Genomic DNA, 15,115 nt, shown 5'->3' with positions numbered 1-15,115 from the left:
CGGACCGGGTCGCGCCCATCGGTCCGGGCCGGGTCAGCCCGACTGCTGCGGACCGAACCGCAGCGTGACGCTGTCCCCGATCCGGCGGTAACCCAGGGCCTGGTAGATGCCGTTGCTCGTCGGGTTGGCCAGGTCGGTGAACAGCATGCACCGCCGGCCGCGTGCCTGCTGCTCGGCGGACCAGCCCGCGACCACCGCGCTCGCGTAGCCGTGGCCCCGGTGCTCGGGCGGGGTGTAGACCGCGCTGATCCGGGTCACGCCACCCTCGGGGGCGCTGGCCCAGCACATCGCGACCGGCGCACCGCCCGAGACCCACAGCGCGGTCCGACCGTCGAGCACGTGGCGGGAGGGGTCCGGCGGCGGCGGCGAGTGCGGGGCCGCCTCCGCGTGGAAGGCGTCGAGCCACCGCCGCACCAGCTCGAGGTCCTCGGCGAGCGCCACCCGCAGCTCGCCCGCGACGGGCCAGGGAAGTCGCGGTGCGGCGGGAAGGTCGTACATGCCGAGGTCCATGACGACGTCCGCGTCCAGACCGTGCTGCACGCACCACCAGTCGCTGAACGCCATCGCCCCGTCGCGCAGCCCGCCCACCCCGTCCGGGCGGCGACCGCTGCGGGTGATCTCCCGGGCCAGGGCGACGGCCAGCAGCGGTGACGCGAACGCCAGGTGGGGAGGGTGGGGCGGGGTGTGCATCGCCGCCCCGACCACGCGGCCCTCGCGCCACAGGGAGTACCACCGGGCGTCCTGCCCCGCAGCCGGGTCGTGCTCCGCGCGCCGGGCCACGGAGGCCGGGAGCGAGTGGATCACCGGCTCCTCGCGGACGAGCGGGGCGATGTCCCGCAGGAACTCCCGCGGGTCGGTGGTGGTGCGGACCGTGGTGGCGTGGTGCGGCATGCCTCACTGTCGCAGGCGCCGGGCCGCCACGGCCACCGGGGTCGCCGACCAGGACGGCACGGGGAAGGTCTCAGGGCAGCGCGGCGCGCCCGGTGCGGGCGGCGATGGCGACGAGGTCGGCGGCCGGGCCGCGCAGCGGTCCGGACCGGCATACGGCCCGGAGGCGGCGCTCGAGGCGGAAGCCGGTCACCGGCACGATCGCGAGGTGACCGTCCGCGACCGCGTCGGCCACGGCGAGCCGGCTGAGGACCGCGGGGGCGGTCCCGGTGATGGCGGCAGCCCGGACGGCGGCGTTGCTGGACAGCTCCAGCGCGGGCCGGCTGGGCAGCAGCGGGGCCAGCGCCGCGTCGAGCGCGTCGCGGGTGCCGGACCCGGGCTCGCGGGTGACCAGCGGGGTCGCGGCCAGCTCGGTCGCGGTGACGGGGGAGCGGCGGTCCATCCACGGGTGGTCGGTCCCGACCACGAGGGCCAGCTCGTCCCGGGCGACCACCGCGCTGCGCAGGCCGGTGGGTGCGTCCGGTCCTTCGACGAACCCGAGCTCGACCACCCCGCGCCGCACCTGGTCCACGACGACGGTGGAGTTGGCGACGGTCATCCCCGCGAGCAGCCGCGGGTGGTGGCGGCGGAGCTCGCTGAGCCACCCGGGGGCCAGGTGCTCGGCGACCGTGAGGGACGCGGCGATCCGCAGCTCGGGGATGGTGTCGGCCTGCAGGGCCGCGATGGCCTCCTCGAGGCGACCGGTCGCCGCCAGGATGCCGCGGGCATGCTCGACGAGCATGAGCCCGGTGGGCGTCAGCTCGGCGCCGTGCGGCCTCCGCACCAGGACACGCTGCTGCAGGTCCCGCTCGAGCCGGGCCACGAGGCGCGAGGCGTTGGGCTGGGCCATCCCGATCGCCCGGGCGCCCGCGCCGAGGCTGCCCTCGTCGCCGACGGCGACGAGCAGGGCCAGGGTCCGCAGGTCGGGCATCACGCCGCCAGTCATATCACGGTGATATGCCGGGATGCGGACTGCGGGGCTCCCGCCGGTCGGGCGGGTGCGGCACCGTGAGGGGGTGACGAGCCCTGCGACCGTGTCCCCAGCGCCCCCGACCCCTGCCCGTATGGCGCCGGGGTTGACGCTCTGCGGGGTCGGTGTCGCGGTCGCGCTGGCCGTCAACCACTGGCTGCCCACGGTGTCGCCGCTGCTCGTGGCGATCGTCCTCGGCGCGGTGCTCGCCAACGCCGTCGCGCTGCCCGCGCGGGTGCAGCCCGGCCTCGCCGTCGCCGCCAAGAGGCTGCTCCGGGCCGGCATCGTGCTGCTGGGGCTCCAGGTCATGCTGCGCGACATCCTCGGGCTGGGCGCCGCCATGATCGCGGTGGTCGTCGCGGTCGTGACCCTCGGGATCCTCGGGACGCTCGTGGTGGGGCGGCTGCTGGGCGTCGGCCCGGGGCTGCGGCTGCTGGTGGCCTGCGGCTTCTCGATCTGCGGGGCCGCCGCCGTGGCCGCCGTCGACGGGGTCGTCGACGCCGAGGAGGAGGACGTCGCCACCGCCGTGGCGCTGGTCGTGCTCTTCGGGACGATGATGATCCCCGTCGTGCCCCTGCTCGTGTCGGCGATGGGGCTCGGGGCGCACGCCGGCGGGCTCTGGGCGGGCGGCTCGGTCCACGAGGTGGCCCAGGTCGTGGCGGCCGGAGGGGCCATCGGCGGCGGCGCCCTCACCGTCGCGGTGATCGTCAAGCTCGCCCGCGTCCTCATGCTCGCCCCCGTCATGGCGGTGATCTCCTGGCGGCGGCGCCGCGCGCTGCAGAGCGAGGGGTCGGGCGGGACGCTGCCGCCGCTGGTGCCGCTCTTCGTCGTCGGCTTCCTGGTGATGGTGCTGGCCCGGTCCTTCCTGCCGCTGCCCGAGCCCGTGCTCGGCGCCGGCAGGCTGGTGCAGACGGTGCTGCTGACGGCCGCGATGTTCGCCCTCGGGTGCGGGGTGCACCGCAGCATCCTGCGCCGGGTCGGGCTCGCGCCCTTCGCCCTCGCCACGGTGTCTACCACCATCGTGGCGGTGGTGGCGCTGGTCGGCGTGACCCTGGCCGGCTGAGACGACGGCGGCGCACCGGGGGCGAGCGGCTGGGCGGGACGGGCGCGATCGTCATACACAATGGGCCGCATGCCGAGCGCACTCCCTGACGGCCAGCCAGCCCCCGCGGACGGATCGTTGCCGAGCCTGGCGCTCGACCGGCTGGGGCTGGGGCCCTTCGGGATCTACGTGCACGTCCCCTTCTGCCGGGTGCGGTGCGGCTACTGCGACTTCAACACCTACACGCTCACCGAGCTCGGGACCCCGGGCGCGAGCGTGCACAGCTATGCCGACACGGTGCTCGCCGAGCTGGACCTGGCGCGCCGGGTGCTGGGGGAGGACGCGCCCGTCGTCGACACCGTCTTCGTCGGCGGGGGCACCCCGACCATGCTCGCCGCCGAGGACCTCGCGCGGATCGTCGAGGGCATCGGCGAGCGGTTCGGCTACGCCGCCGACGCGGAGATCACGACGGAGGCCAACCCGGACACCGTCGACGGGCACTACCTGGACTGGCTCGCGGCACGGGGGTTCTCGCGGGTCAGCCTCGGCATGCAGTCGGCGGTCCCGCACGTCCTCGCCACGCTCGACCGCACCCACGACCCGCGCAACGTCGAGCGCGCCGTGCGCGGGGCGCGCGAGCACGGGCTCGACGTGTCGCTGGACCTGATCTACGGCACGCCGGGGGAATCGCTGGACGACTGGCGGGAGTCGCTGGAGACCGCGATCTCCCTCGAGCCCGACCACATCTCGGCCTACGCCCTCGTCGTCGAGGAGGGCACCAAGATGGCCGCCCAGGTCCGGCGCGGCGAGCTGCCGATGCCGAGCGACGACGACGAGGCCGACAAGTACGAGCTGGCCGACCAGCTGCTGCACGCGGCCGGCTACGGGTGGTACGAGGTGTCCAACTGGGCCCGCGGCGAGGAGCACCGGTGCCGCCACAACATCGGCTACTGGAGCGACGGGGACTGGTGGGGCGCCGGACCGGGCGCGCACAGCCACGTCGGCGGGGTGCGCTGGTGGAACGTCAAGCACCCGAGCGCCTACGCCGGCCGCCTCCACGCCGGTGAGTCCCCGGCCCAGGCCCGCGAGCTCCTCACCCCGGAGCAGCAGTATGACGAGCGGGTGCTGCTCGGCGTCCGGCTCGTCGACGGGCTGCCCGTGGACGAGCTCGACGGGCCCGGGCAGGAGGCGGTCGCGGGGCTCATCGCCGACGGGCTGATCGAGGGCGCGGCGGCGCTGCGCGAGCGGCACGTCGTGCTGACCCTGCGGGGGCGGCTCCTCGCCGACACGGTGGTGCGCCGGCTCCTCGGCTGAGGCGAGGCAGGGGCGGGTCAGGGTCCGGTCAGGGATGATCCGCCTCCGCGGCGCAGGTGGCCTGCGCCAGACTGGACGTGCGAACCACCCTGCATCCCCTACCGCCGGTAGCGGTGCAGCGACGACACGACACGGAGGGGACCATGAGCACCGACGACCAGATCCGCAACGACCGCGACATCCCGGGATACGCACCGCAGCAGCATCAGCAGCCGCAGCCGGGCGGGCCCGGCCAGTACGGCGCGCCGGGGCAGTACGGCGGGCCGGGGCAGCACGGCGGGCCGGCGGCATACGGCCAGCAGGCCCCCATGTCGCCCGAGCTCGAGCGCCAGCTCGTGTGCGCCGCCCACTGGTCGCCCATCGCGTCGGTGCTCCTCGGAGGCATGACCTTCTTCGGGCCGCTGATCGTGCTGCTCGTCGGCGGTGGCCGCAGCCGCGCGGTCCGCGACCACGCCATCGACGCCCTCAACTTCCAGATCACGGCGTGGCTGGCCATCGTCGCCTCGGTGCTGATCTCGCTGCCGCTGATGATCGTGGTGATCGGCTTCATCACCGTCTGGCTCGCGCCGACCCTGATCGGGCTCGGTGCCCTGGTGGTGCACGGCATCGCGGCGGTCAAGGTCGCGGCCGGCGAGCCCTACCGCTACCCCTTCACCTGGCAGCTCATCAAGTAGCGACGCGCGCCACGGAGGCTGGTCAGCGGGCGCGCAGGGCCGGGAGCTTGGTGCCGGCGACCTGCCGCTCGTCCAGCACCGAGCGACGGAAGCGGTAGAGGCGGGCCGGTCGACCTCCGGTGCCCGCGGCGCGGGCACCGGTCTCCTCGACGAGCGCCTGCTGCTCCACGAGGCGGCGGAAGTTCTGCTTGTGCAGGACCTGGCCCGCCAGCGCCTCCACGCACGACTGCAGCTGCCCGAGCGTGAACTCCGGCGCCATCAGCTCGAAGACGACGGGTCGGTACTGGATCTTGGTGCGCAGACGCGCCAGCCCGGTCGCGAGGATCCGGCGGTGGTCGCCGATCATCCGCTCGCCCGGCACCAGGTCGTCGGCCGGCAGCCGCCACGGCTCCCGCGACTCGGGCAGCAGCCCCACCTCGTAGAGCAGCTCGTAGCGCTGCAGCGCCAGCTCGGGCACCCAGGGCTGACCACCCCGGCCGAAGGTGAGGTCGCAGCGGCGCCGCCGGGCGAGGCGCTCCTCGGGCGACCCCGCCGCCCCGACCCAGTGGGTCAGCTGCGGCGCCACGACCTCGTCGACGAGCCGGGTGCCGCGCCGCTGGTCCTCCCACGGCAGGAAGGAGTACACGTCCTCCCAGGTCTCGCCCACGGCGTCGGCCGTGGTCAGGCCCAGGTAGGACACCGAGATCCGGCGGGCCGCGTCGTCGAGCCCGCGGTCGGCGTCGGCGAAGGTGTAGAGCTGCTCCACGTAGCCCAGCTGCCGCCCGGTCCGGGAGGCCACCCAGCTGCGCAGGCTCGCCTGCAGCGAGGACTCGCCGGCCTGCAGCGGCCCGGCCGGCAGCCCGGCGGGCTCGTCCGGCAGCGCGGGGACGGCCAGCACCGTCGGCCGCCCCGCGACGACCGCGACCACCACGGCCACCAGCTCGGCGACCAGGTGCTGCTCGTCCACGTCGGCTCCTACTCCTGCGGCGGCACGGTCACGAAGTCGATCAGCTCCTCGACGCTGGCCAGCAGCGTGGGCTCGAGATCGGCATACGTGCGCACGCTACCGAGGATCTGCTTCCAGGCGCGCGCGATGTCGGCCTGCGACTGGTGCGGCCACCCCAGGTGGGCGCAGATGCCGTGCTTCCAGGACGTGCCGCGGGGGATGGTGGGCCACTGCTCCAGCCCCAGCCGGGCGGGCTTCACCGACTGCCAGACGTCGACATACGGGTGACCGAGGACCTTCACGTATGCCGAGAACCGGGGCACAGCCCTGGCCTCCTCGACGATCCGGGCCTCCTTGGTGCCGGGGACGAGGTGGTCCACCAGGACGCCCATCCGGCGCTGCGGGTCGGGCCGAAAGTCCCGGATCACGGCCGCGAGGTCGTCCACGCCGTCGAGCATCTCGACGACGACGCCCTCGATGCGCAGGTCGTCGCCCCACACCTTCTCGACCAGCTCCGCGTCGTGGCGACCCTCGACGAAGATCCGCGAGCCGCTGGCCACCCGGGCGGGCGCGGCGGCGACGGCGCGGGACCCGGACGCGGTGCGGGAGGTGGCCTGCCGGGCCTCGGCGAGGCGGGCCTGCGCGGCGCTCGTGTCGGGGACCAGCGTCACGGGGCGGCCGTCGACCCAGAAGCCCGGGCCCATCTCGAAGCCCCGGGTGCGCCCCTTGCGGTCCTCCAGGTGGACGACGTGGATGCCGCCGGCCTTCTCCACCCGGACCACCGCCCCGACCCAGCCGGACTCGACCTCCTCGACCACCAGGCCGCGGCTGGCGGGCAGGTCCTGGGACCGGCCGCGGCGCGGTGTCCTCCAGTCGCCCGAGAGCACGTCGGTGCCGTAGCGGTCGGCCACGGGATCCTCCTGTCGTTGTGGGGCCGGGGGTCGTCCCCGACCGGTGCTGAAGGCTAGCCCGGGCACCCACGGAGTTCGTCGTGGCGCGCCACCGGGCGTAGAATTGGCACTCGACCCGGTGGAGTGCCAGAGACCGTGAGGAGGGCGAGGATGAGCGAGGGGCGGCGGCTGCAGGTGCTGCGCGCGATCGTGCAGGACTACGTGGCGACCTCCGAGCCCGTCGGCTCCAGGTCCCTGCTCGAGCGCCACCAGCTGGGGGTCAGCGCGGCCACGGTCCGCAACGACATGGCGGCCCTGGAGGAGGACGGCCTCATCGCCGCCCCCCACACCAGCGCGGGCCGCATCCCCACGGACGCCGGCTACCGGCTCTTCGTCGACCAGCTTTCGGAGATCAAGCCGCTGTCGCCGGCCGAGCGCGCGGCGATCCAGGAGTTCCTCACCGCCGCGGTCGACCTCGACGACATCGTGGACCGCACGGTGCGGCTGCTCTCCGGGCTGACCCGGCAGGTCGCGGTCATGCAGTACCCCTCCCTTACCCGCTCCTCGGTCCGCCACATCGAGCTCGTGCCCATCGGCGGGTCCCGGCTGATGGTGGTGCTCATCGTCACGACCGGCCGGGTCGAGCAGCGCGTCGTCGACACCGGGCAGGACGTCACCGGCGGCGACGGCGAGCGGCTGGTCTTCGACCTGCGCGGCGCCCTCAACACGATGGCGGCCGGCCGCCCCTTCACCGAGGTCGCGGCGGGTCTGGGGGACCTGCCCGACCAGTTCGCCCCGCAGGACCGCGCGGCCGTCGAGGCGGTCACCACCGCGCTCGCGGAGCTCGTGGTCGAGGAGCGCGAGGAGCGGGTGGTCGTGGCCGGCACCAGCAACCTCGCCCGCGGCGGCGACTTCCCGCTGACCCTGGGCCCGGTGCTGGAGGCGCTCGAGGAGCACGTGGTCCTCCTGCGGCTGCTCGACGCCATGCACGACGACCCGGTGCGGCCCGCCGACACCGACGTGGTCGCCGTCCGGATCGGGCACGAGCTGTCCCACGCCGGGCTCGTGTCCACCTCCGTGGTGGCCACCGGGTACGGTGCCGGCCCCGACCACGTCGCCGGCCTCGGGGTCGTCGGCCCCACCCGCATGGACTACCCCACGACCATGGCCGCGGTCCGCGCGGTCGCGACCTACGTCTCGCGCTCCCTCGGGGCCTAGCCGCACGGCCGCAGCACGCCACGTCACCCGCACACCACCACGCAGGCAAGGACATCCGTGAACGACTACTACGCAGACCTCGGGGTCGAGCGCGGCGCCAGCGCCGAGGAGATCAAGAAGGCCTACCGTCGGCAGGCCCGCAAGCTCCACCCCGACGTCAACCCCGGCCCGGAGGCCGAGGAGCAGTTCAAGAAGGTCAGCCAGGCCTACGACGTGCTCGGCGACGCCGACAAGAAGCGCGCCTACGACATGGGCGCCGACCCCTACGCCGGCGCGTCGGGCGGCTTCGGCCAGGGCTTCACCTTCAGCGACATCATGGACCAGTTCTTCGGGGCGGGCGCCGCCGCCGCGGGGGGCCGCGGGCCGCGCTCGCGGATGCGCCGCGGCCAGGACGCCCTGGTGCGCGCCGACGTGGACCTGCGCACCGCGGTCTTCGGCGACACCACCGAGCTGACCCTGGACACGGCCGTCGCGTGCGGCACCTGCCACGGCGACGGCTGCCAGCCGGGCACCACCGTGCAGACCTGCTCGGCCTGCAACGGGCGCGGCGAGATCCAGCAGGTGCAGCGCAGCTTCCTCGGCCAGATCATGACCTCCCGGCCGTGCGGCGTCTGCCACGGCTACGGGACCGTCATCCCCAACCCCTGCTTCGAGTGCTCCGGCGAGGGCCGGGTCCGCACCCGGCGCGGCGTCACGATCAAGGTGCCGGCGGGTGTCGACACCGGCACCCGCATCCAGCTGCGCGGCGAGGGGGAGGTGGGCCCGGGCGGCGGTCAGCCCGGCGACGTCTACGTCGAGATCGTCGTGACGCCCCACCCGACCTTCCAGCGCAACGGCGACGACCTGCACTGCACCCTCGACGTGCCCATGACCGCGGCCGCCCTCGGGTCCACCATCACCCTGGACACCTTCGACGGGCCGGCCGACGTGTCGGTGCGGCGGGGCACGCAGTCGGCCGACACCGTCACCCTCGACGAGCTCGGCGTCACCCACCTGCGCGGTCACGGTCGCGGCGACCTCGTGGTGCACCTCAACGTGCAGACCCCGACCCGCCTCGACGGCCGTCAGGAGGAGCTGCTGCGCGAGCTCGCGGCGCTGCGCGGCGAGGAGAACCCGGACGCCCACGTCACCTCCCTGGACAAGGGGCTGCTCGGCAAGCTCCGCGACGCCTTCCGCTGACCGATGACGGCGCCGCTCTTCCTGCTGGCCCCCGCCTCGCTGGAGGCGGTCGCCGAGGGTGCCCTCGTCGTCGTCGACGGCGCGGAGGGCCGGCACGCGGCGGGCTCGCTGCGGCTCCGCGCGGGCGAGGCGGTGCTGCTCTCGGACGGGTCGGGCGTGGAGGTGGCCGGGTCCGTGCACCAGGTCGGCCCCGCCGAGATCACCGTGCGCGTGGAGTCCGTATGCCGCCCACCCGCCCCCGCCCCGAGGTTCGTCCTCGCGCAGGCGCTCGCCAAGGGCGACCGCGACGAGCAGGCGATCGAGGCGGCCACCGAGCTCGGCGTCGACGAGGTGGTGCCCTGGGGCGCCGACCGCAGCATCGTGCAGTGGCGGGGGGAGCGGGCCGCCAAGGCGCACCGCAAGTGGGAGCAGGTCGTCGAGCGGGCCACGAAGCAGTCGCGGCGCCACCGCACCCCGGTCGTCGCGGACCACGTCTCCAGCCGGCAGCTCGCCTCCCGGCTGGGCGGGGCCACCCTCGCGCTGGTGCTGCACGAGGACGCCACCACCTCGGTCAGCGAGGTGGTCCTGCCGGAGGCCGGAGAGGTCGTGGTGGTGGTCGGCCCGGAGGGCGGCATCACCGCGCCGGAGCTGGCGGCCTTCGAGGCAGCGGGCGCGCACGTCATACGGCTCGGACCGCACGTGCTGCGGTCCTCCAGCGCCGGGCCGGCGGCGCTCGCCGTGCTGCTGGCGCGCGCGCGGTGGTGAGGGGCGCGGTCAGCCGACCGTGAAGCTCCGCGCCACCCGCCCGAGGTCCCGCTGGCCGTCCGCGGGGCTCGGCGCCCACACCTCCGCGCGGTAGCCGCCCTTGGGGAGGGCTCCGAGGTCGACCCGCCAGGCCCCACGGGTGGGGCACGCGATGGACGCCGTCGTGACGCCGGAGCGCACCGTCGCGGTGCCCCGGGTGACCCGGTAGGCCACGGTGCCCTCGAAGGCGCAGGCCTGCCCGGTCAGCGCCACGCGACCCGACCGGACCACGCCGCCCACCCCCGGCGAGTCGATCCAGACCGCCGCCAGCACCGACGTCTGACCGACCCCCGTGGCGCGACGGTGGGCGACCCCGGCGGGCAGCCCGCCCAGCACCTGCCCGTCCGCGGACCGGAACACGACGGGCACGTCCCTGCCCAGCGTCGCGGTGACGGTCCAGACCACCGAGGCGACGCCGAGACGCGCGGTCGCGGCGTCCACGCGCCGGGTCGGCCCGGCGACGGTGACGTCGATGCGGCCGGGTGCGGAGACCACGCCGGTGACGGTCCGCTCGCCCCAGACGTTGAGGTGGCCCCGCCGCCCCGCCTCGCGCATCACGGCGTTGGCGGCCGCCTCCGCCCGGGCCTCGGCGGTGCGGTGCGTGGTCGGCACGAACTCGCGGAACAGCCGCAGCCGCGGCGTGGGTCGGCCGCCGGACTCCGCCGTCGTGACGCCGTCGTGGTCCAGGAAGTAGGTGGGCAGCGCCGGCGCGGGTCTCGGTGCGGCGGCGGGAGCGGCCGCGGCGCCGGCGGCTGGTCCGAGGGCCACGGCGAGGCCTCACAGGAGGGCTGCGGTGGTGCGGCGCGGGACGACACTGGTCATGGTGAGCTCCTCGACGGTGAGTGCTGCCGCCATTGTGCGCCCTCGCGCGGTCGGGCGGGTGGGTGGCCCGGCCCGATCGACGCATCCGCCGAGGGGCCGCGGCGCTCCCGCCTCGCTAGGCTCCCGGCCATGACCGACAACGACGCGACCCGCCCCGCCCAGCGCGACCCGGACTGCCTCTTCTGCAAGATCGTCGCCCGCGAGGTCCCGGCGGACGTGGTGCACGAGACCGAGACCACCCTGGCCTTCCGCGACATCCAGCCGCAGGCACCCACCCACGTCCTCGTGATCCCCAAGGCCCACCACCGCGACGCCGTCGCCACGGCGCTCGCCGCCCCCGCGCTGCTGACCGACGTCGTCGTGGCCGCCGGCGAGGTGGCCCGCCAGGAGGGCGTCGCCGACAGCGGCTACCGGATCGTCACCAACACCGGGCGTGACGCCCAGCAGAGCGTGGACCACCTGCACCTGCACGTGGTCGGCGGCCGCGGCCTGCAGTGGCCGCCCGGCTGATCCCGGCCGCCAGGTGCGGCCGAGTCTCCTCGGGGGCTGTCGGTGCAGCCCCGTAGACTGAGGGGACGATGACAGACACCACACCCGAGGCCCTCGACCTCCCGACCGCGGCCGGTGACGACGGTGCGGCGCCGACCGCCGCCCAGCCCGCCACGCGCCACGCGATCGTCATACCGTCCTCCGTGCCCATGCTGTCCCTGCTCGGGCCCCACGACGAGCTGCTGCGCACCATGGAGCGGGCCTTCCCACGGCTGGACATCCACGTGCGGGGCCACGAGTTCCGCCTCGACGGGCCCTCCGCCGACGCCGCCCTCGTGGAGGACCTGGTCGGCGAGCTGCTGGTCGTGGTCGAGCAGGGGCTGCCGGTCAACCGTGACGCGGTCGAGCGGTCGATCCAGATGCTCCGCGGCCGCACCCAGGAGCGGCCCGCCGACGTCCTGACCACCAACATCATCTCCGCGCGGGGCCGCACGATCCGCCCCAAGACGGTGGGGCAGAAGCGGTACGTCGACGCCATCGACGCCCACACGATCGTCTTCGGCATCGGGCCGGCGGGCACCGGCAAGACCTATCTCGCGATGGCCAAGGCCGTCGCCGCCCTGCAGGCCGGCGAGGTCACCCGGATCATCCTGACCCGTCCCGCCGTCGAGGCGGGGGAGAAGCTCGGCTTCCTGCCCGGCACGCTCACCGACAAGATCGACCCCTACCTGCGCCCGCTCTACGACGCGCTGCACGACATGCTCGACCCCGAGCAGATCCCGCGGCTCATGGCGGCGGGGACCATCGAGGTCGCCCCGCTGGCCTACATGCGCGGTCGCACCCTCAACGACGCCTTCATCATCCTCGACGAGGCGCAGAACACCTCGCCCGAGCAGATGAAGATGTTCCTCACCCGCCTCGGCTTCGGGTCGCGGATCGTCGTCACCGGCGACGTGACGCAGGTCGACCTGCCGGGCGGCACCCAGTCCGGGCTGCGGGTGGTGCGCGACATCCTCAGCGACGTCCCGGACATCCACTTCGCCGAGCTGACCGCGGTCGACGTGGTGCGTCACCGACTCGTGGGGGAGATCGTGGCCGCCTACGGCAAGTGGGACGAGGGGCAGCGCCGATGAGCATCGACGTCCACAACGAGACCGACCACCGGGTCGACGTGCGCGAGCTCGTCGCGCTGGCGGAGTTCGTCTATGCCGCGATGCGGGTGCACCGCGGCGCCGACCTGGCCATCACCCTCGTGGACGAGCCGGCCATGGAGCGGCTGCACGTGCAGTGGATGGACCTCGAGGGTCCCACCGACGTCATGAGCTTCCCCATGGACGAGCTGCGGCCGGGCCGCGACGGCGAGCGGCTGCAGGAGGGGGTCCTCGGGGACATCGTCCTGTGCCCCTCGGTGGCGCACCGGCAGGCGGCGGGGGCGGGGCACTCCTTCGAGGAGGAGCTGCTGCTGCTCACGACCCACGGCATCCTGCACCTGCTCGGCTACGACCACGCCGAGCCCGAGGAGGAGCGCGAGATGTTCGACCTGCAGCGGACCCTGCTGCTCACCTTCCTCGCCGGGCGCGGTCGACCGCAGGGCTGACCGTGACCCTGCAGCTGATCCTCGGCGCGCTCGTCGCGCTGGTGCTGACCTTCCTGCTCGCCCTGGCCGAGTCGGCGGTGCAGCGGGTGTCGCGGCATACGTCGGAGGAGCTGCTCGACGAGGGGCGGGCGGGGGCGGCCTCGCTGGTCAAGGTCGTCGAGGACAAACCGGGCTACATCTCCGCCGCGACCTTCCTGCGGGTGATCAGCGAGTCGACCATGGCGGTGCTGGTGACCGTGGCCGTCGCGGAGCGGGTCGACGGGCCGGTGCGCCCGCTGCTCATCAGCATCGCCATCATGGCCGTGGCGTCGTTCGTGCTGACCGGGGTGTCGCCGCGGACCCTCGGGCGCCAGCACGCCGGCCGCGTCGCCGTGCTGGCGGCTCCCGCGCTGGTGTGGCTGCGGCGGGTGCTGGGTCCGGTGGCCCGGCTCATGGTCGGGCTCGGCAACGCCGTGACCCCGGGCAAGGGCTACACCGACGGGCCCTTCGCCACGGAGGCCGAGCTGCGCGACCTCGTCGACATGGCCAACCAGAGCGACGTCATCGAGGACGACGAGCGGGAGATGATCCACTCCGTCTTCGAGCTCGGCGACACCGTCGCCCGCGAGGTCATGGTCCCGCGCACCGACATGGTCACCCTGGAGCAGGACAAGACGCTGGGCAAGGCGATGTCGCTCTTCCTGCGCTCGGGCTTCTCCCGGATCCCCGTCGTGGGGGAGGACAACGACGACGTGCTCGGGCTGCTCTACCTCAAGGACGTGGCGCGGCGGGTCAACGACGACGAGCCGGCACGGGCGCTGCCCGTCGAGGACGTCATGCGCCCGATGCACTTCGTGCCCGACAGCAAGCCCATCGACGACCTCCTGCGCGAGATGCAGCAGGACCAGGTGCACCTGGCGGTCGTCGTGGACGAGTACGGCGGGACCGCCGGCCTGGTCACCATCGAGGACATCCTCGAGGAGATCGTGGGGGAGATCGCCGACGAGTACGACCGCGAGGCGCAGGGCATCGAGGAGCTGGGGGACGGCTCGGTCCGGATCCCGGCCACGATGCACGTGGACGACTTCGCGCAGGAGTTCGGCGTCGACCTGGAGGAGGACGACGTCGACACCGTCGGCGGCCTCATCGCCAAGCTGTCCGGCCGCGTCCCCATCCCGGGCTCCACGGTCCAGCTGCTCGGGCTCGAGCTCATGGCCGAGAAGCCCGCCGGACGCCGCCACCGGATCGCCACCGTCGTGGTCCGACGCGTCGCGCAGGACCGCTCGCCGGTCGAGGTGTGGGAGGCTGAGCTCGCCGGTCGACGCGCCCAGCAGGATGGCGACGCGAGCCGCCACGAGGAGGAGTCCGCATGACCACGCCCTTCCGCGCAGGCTTCGCCTGCCTCGTGGGTCGGCCCAACGCCGGCAAGTCGACGCTGACCAACGCCCTGGTGGGGCAGAAGGTCGCGATCACGAGCAGCAAGCCGCAGACCACCCGCCACACGATTCGCGGGATCGCCAACACCGAGGCCGGCCAGCTGGTGCTCGTGGACACCCCCGGCCTGCACAAGCCCCGGACCCTGCTCGGCGAGCGGCTCAACGACCTGGTGCGCGAGACGCTGCTCGAGGTCGACGTCATCGGCTTCTGCCTTCCCGCAGACCAGCGGCCCGGGCCGGGTGACCAGTTCATCGCCGCCGAGCTGGCCGAGCTGCAGCGGGCCCGTCGCCGGCCGGTGGTGGCGCTGGTCACCAAGATCGACAAGGTGGACAAGCAGCGGCTGGCCGAGCACCTCATCGCCGTCGACCAGCTGGGCTCGTGGGACGCGATCGTGCCGTGCTCCGCCACGCGCGGCGACCAGGTCGCCGAGGTCGCCGAGGTGCTCGTGTCCTACCTGCCCGAGTCGCCGCCGCTCTACCCCGAGGGCCACCTGACCGACGAGCCCAAGGCGGTCATGATCGCCGAGCTCGTCCGGGAGGCGGCGCTGGAGGGCGTGCGCGACGAGCTGCCGCACTCCCTGGCCGTGGTGGTCGAGGAGATGGTGCCCCGCGAGGACCGCCCCGAGGACAACCCGCTCCTGGACGTGCGGGTCAACGTCTTCGTGGAGCGGCAGTCGCAGAAGGCCATCGTCATCGGCCGGGGCGGCGCGCGGCTGCGCGAGGTCGGCACGCAGGCCCGCACCCAGATCGAGGCGTTGCTGGGCCAGCGCGTCTACCTCGACCTGCACGTCAAGGTCGCCAAGGACTGGCAGCGCGACCCCAAGCAGCTGCAGCGGCTGGGTTTCTGACCGCCCCGCCCTGCCCCTCGGG

At 74.3% G+C, this 15,115-nt stretch carries 16 protein-coding genes; 11 read left to right on the top strand and 5 right to left on the bottom strand.

Features of this window, described 5'->3' with window-relative positions:
- Positions 1–33: 33 nt before the first annotated feature.
- Complete coding sequence (locus ADJ73_RS14340; RefSeq protein WP_050348832.1) at positions 34–891, bottom strand: GNAT family N-acetyltransferase; 858 nt, start codon at positions 889–891, stop codon at positions 34–36.
- A gap of 70 nt (positions 892–961) precedes the next feature.
- Positions 962–1,873 carry a LysR family transcriptional regulator gene (locus ADJ73_RS14335; RefSeq protein WP_050348831.1) on the bottom strand — a complete coding sequence of 304 codons (912 nt, stop codon included), beginning with the start codon at positions 1,871–1,873 and terminating at the stop codon, positions 962–964.
- A gap of 70 nt (positions 1,874–1,943) precedes the next feature.
- Between ADJ73_RS14335 and ADJ73_RS14330 the strand changes: the two genes are divergently transcribed.
- From ADJ73_RS14330 to ADJ73_RS14320, 3 genes are all read left to right on the top strand, one after another.
- Positions 1,944–2,960, top strand: a complete 1,017-nt coding sequence (locus tag ADJ73_RS14330; protein ID WP_253272594.1) for a YeiH family protein — start codon at positions 1,944–1,946, stop codon at positions 2,958–2,960.
- Between the two features lie 69 nt (positions 2,961–3,029).
- Positions 3,030–4,253 (top strand): radical SAM family heme chaperone HemW, encoded by a 1,224-nt coding sequence (hemW, locus tag ADJ73_RS14325; RefSeq protein ID WP_050349486.1) that lies wholly within the window; start codon positions 3,030–3,032, stop codon positions 4,251–4,253.
- Positions 4,254–4,396: 143 nt separating this feature from the next.
- The gene (locus ADJ73_RS14320) at positions 4,397–4,927 is read left to right on the top strand and encodes a DUF4870 domain-containing protein (RefSeq protein WP_050348829.1); all 531 of its coding nucleotides are present in this window, start codon (positions 4,397–4,399) and stop codon (positions 4,925–4,927) included.
- Positions 4,928–4,949: 22 nt separating this feature from the next.
- Here the strand turns inward: ADJ73_RS14320 and ADJ73_RS14315 are convergent, their stop codons facing one another.
- Together ADJ73_RS14315 and ADJ73_RS14310 are read right to left on the bottom strand one after the other, a co-directional pair.
- A complete protein-coding gene (locus tag ADJ73_RS14315; protein WP_050348828.1) occupies positions 4,950–5,873 on the bottom strand; it encodes an NUDIX hydrolase in 924 nt (307 codons plus the stop codon).
- A gap of 8 nt (positions 5,874–5,881) precedes the next feature.
- Positions 5,882–6,763, bottom strand: a complete 882-nt coding sequence (locus tag ADJ73_RS14310; protein ID WP_050348827.1) for a DUF3097 domain-containing protein — start codon at positions 6,761–6,763, stop codon at positions 5,882–5,884.
- A 150-nt stretch (positions 6,764–6,913) separates the two neighbouring features.
- Here ADJ73_RS14310 and hrcA point away from each other — a divergent pair, with 150 nt between their 5' ends.
- Genes hrcA through ADJ73_RS14295 form a run of 3 tightly spaced genes read left to right on the top strand, consistent with a single transcriptional unit; the run spans position 6,914 to position 9,883 of the window.
- On the top strand, positions 6,914–7,960 hold the full coding sequence (gene hrcA, locus ADJ73_RS14305; protein ID WP_050348826.1) for a heat-inducible transcriptional repressor HrcA: 1,047 nt from the start codon (positions 6,914–6,916) through the stop codon (positions 7,958–7,960).
- Positions 7,961–8,017: 57 nt separating this feature from the next.
- The gene (gene dnaJ / locus ADJ73_RS14300; RefSeq protein WP_050348825.1) at positions 8,018–9,139 is read left to right on the top strand and encodes a molecular chaperone DnaJ; all 1,122 of its coding nucleotides are present in this window, start codon (positions 8,018–8,020) and stop codon (positions 9,137–9,139) included.
- Positions 9,140–9,142: 3 nt separating this feature from the next.
- Positions 9,143–9,883 (top strand): 16S rRNA (uracil(1498)-N(3))-methyltransferase, encoded by a 741-nt coding sequence (locus tag ADJ73_RS14295; protein ID WP_050348824.1) that lies wholly within the window; start codon positions 9,143–9,145, stop codon positions 9,881–9,883.
- 9 nt (positions 9,884–9,892) lie between these two features.
- Here ADJ73_RS14295 and ADJ73_RS14290 read toward each other — a convergent pair whose 3' ends face one another.
- On the bottom strand, positions 9,893–10,690 hold the full coding sequence (locus ADJ73_RS14290) for a Gmad2 immunoglobulin-like domain-containing protein (RefSeq protein ID WP_050348823.1): 798 nt from the start codon (positions 10,688–10,690) through the stop codon (positions 9,893–9,895).
- Positions 10,691–10,873: 183 nt separating this feature from the next.
- Between ADJ73_RS14290 and ADJ73_RS14285 the strand changes: the two genes are divergently transcribed.
- The 5 genes from ADJ73_RS14285 to era all read left to right on the top strand — a co-directional run bounded on the left by ADJ73_RS14285 (position 10,874) and on the right by era (position 15,093).
- The gene (locus ADJ73_RS14285; RefSeq protein ID WP_050348822.1) at positions 10,874–11,254 is read left to right on the top strand and encodes a histidine triad nucleotide-binding protein; all 381 of its coding nucleotides are present in this window, start codon (positions 10,874–10,876) and stop codon (positions 11,252–11,254) included.
- 68 nt (positions 11,255–11,322) lie between these two features.
- On the top strand, positions 11,323–12,366 hold the full coding sequence (locus tag ADJ73_RS14280) for a PhoH family protein (protein WP_050348821.1): 1,044 nt from the start codon (positions 11,323–11,325) through the stop codon (positions 12,364–12,366).
- Positions 12,363–12,830 (top strand): rRNA maturation RNase YbeY, encoded by a 468-nt coding sequence (ybeY, locus tag ADJ73_RS14275; RefSeq protein ID WP_050348820.1) that lies wholly within the window; start codon positions 12,363–12,365, stop codon positions 12,828–12,830. Before ADJ73_RS14280 ends, ybeY begins: the two co-directional genes overlap by 4 nt.
- Before the next feature lie 2 nt (positions 12,831–12,832).
- Positions 12,833–14,182 carry a hemolysin family protein gene (locus tag ADJ73_RS14270; RefSeq protein WP_156188246.1) on the top strand — a complete coding sequence of 450 codons (1,350 nt, stop codon included), beginning with the start codon at positions 12,833–12,835 and terminating at the stop codon, positions 14,180–14,182.
- Positions 14,179–15,093, top strand: a complete 915-nt coding sequence (gene era / locus ADJ73_RS14265) for a GTPase Era (protein WP_050348819.1) — start codon at positions 14,179–14,181, stop codon at positions 15,091–15,093. The genes ADJ73_RS14270 and era overlap by 4 nt, the downstream gene beginning before the upstream one ends.
- Positions 15,094–15,115 lie beyond the last annotated feature (22 nt).

Source organism: Arsenicicoccus sp. oral taxon 190, from assembly GCF_001189535.1.
Lineage (GTDB): Bacteria > Actinomycetota > Actinomycetes > Actinomycetales > Dermatophilaceae > Arsenicicoccus.
The sequence above is the reverse complement of the archived record's forward strand: the minus strand, read 5'-3'. Positions and strand labels throughout refer to the sequence as shown.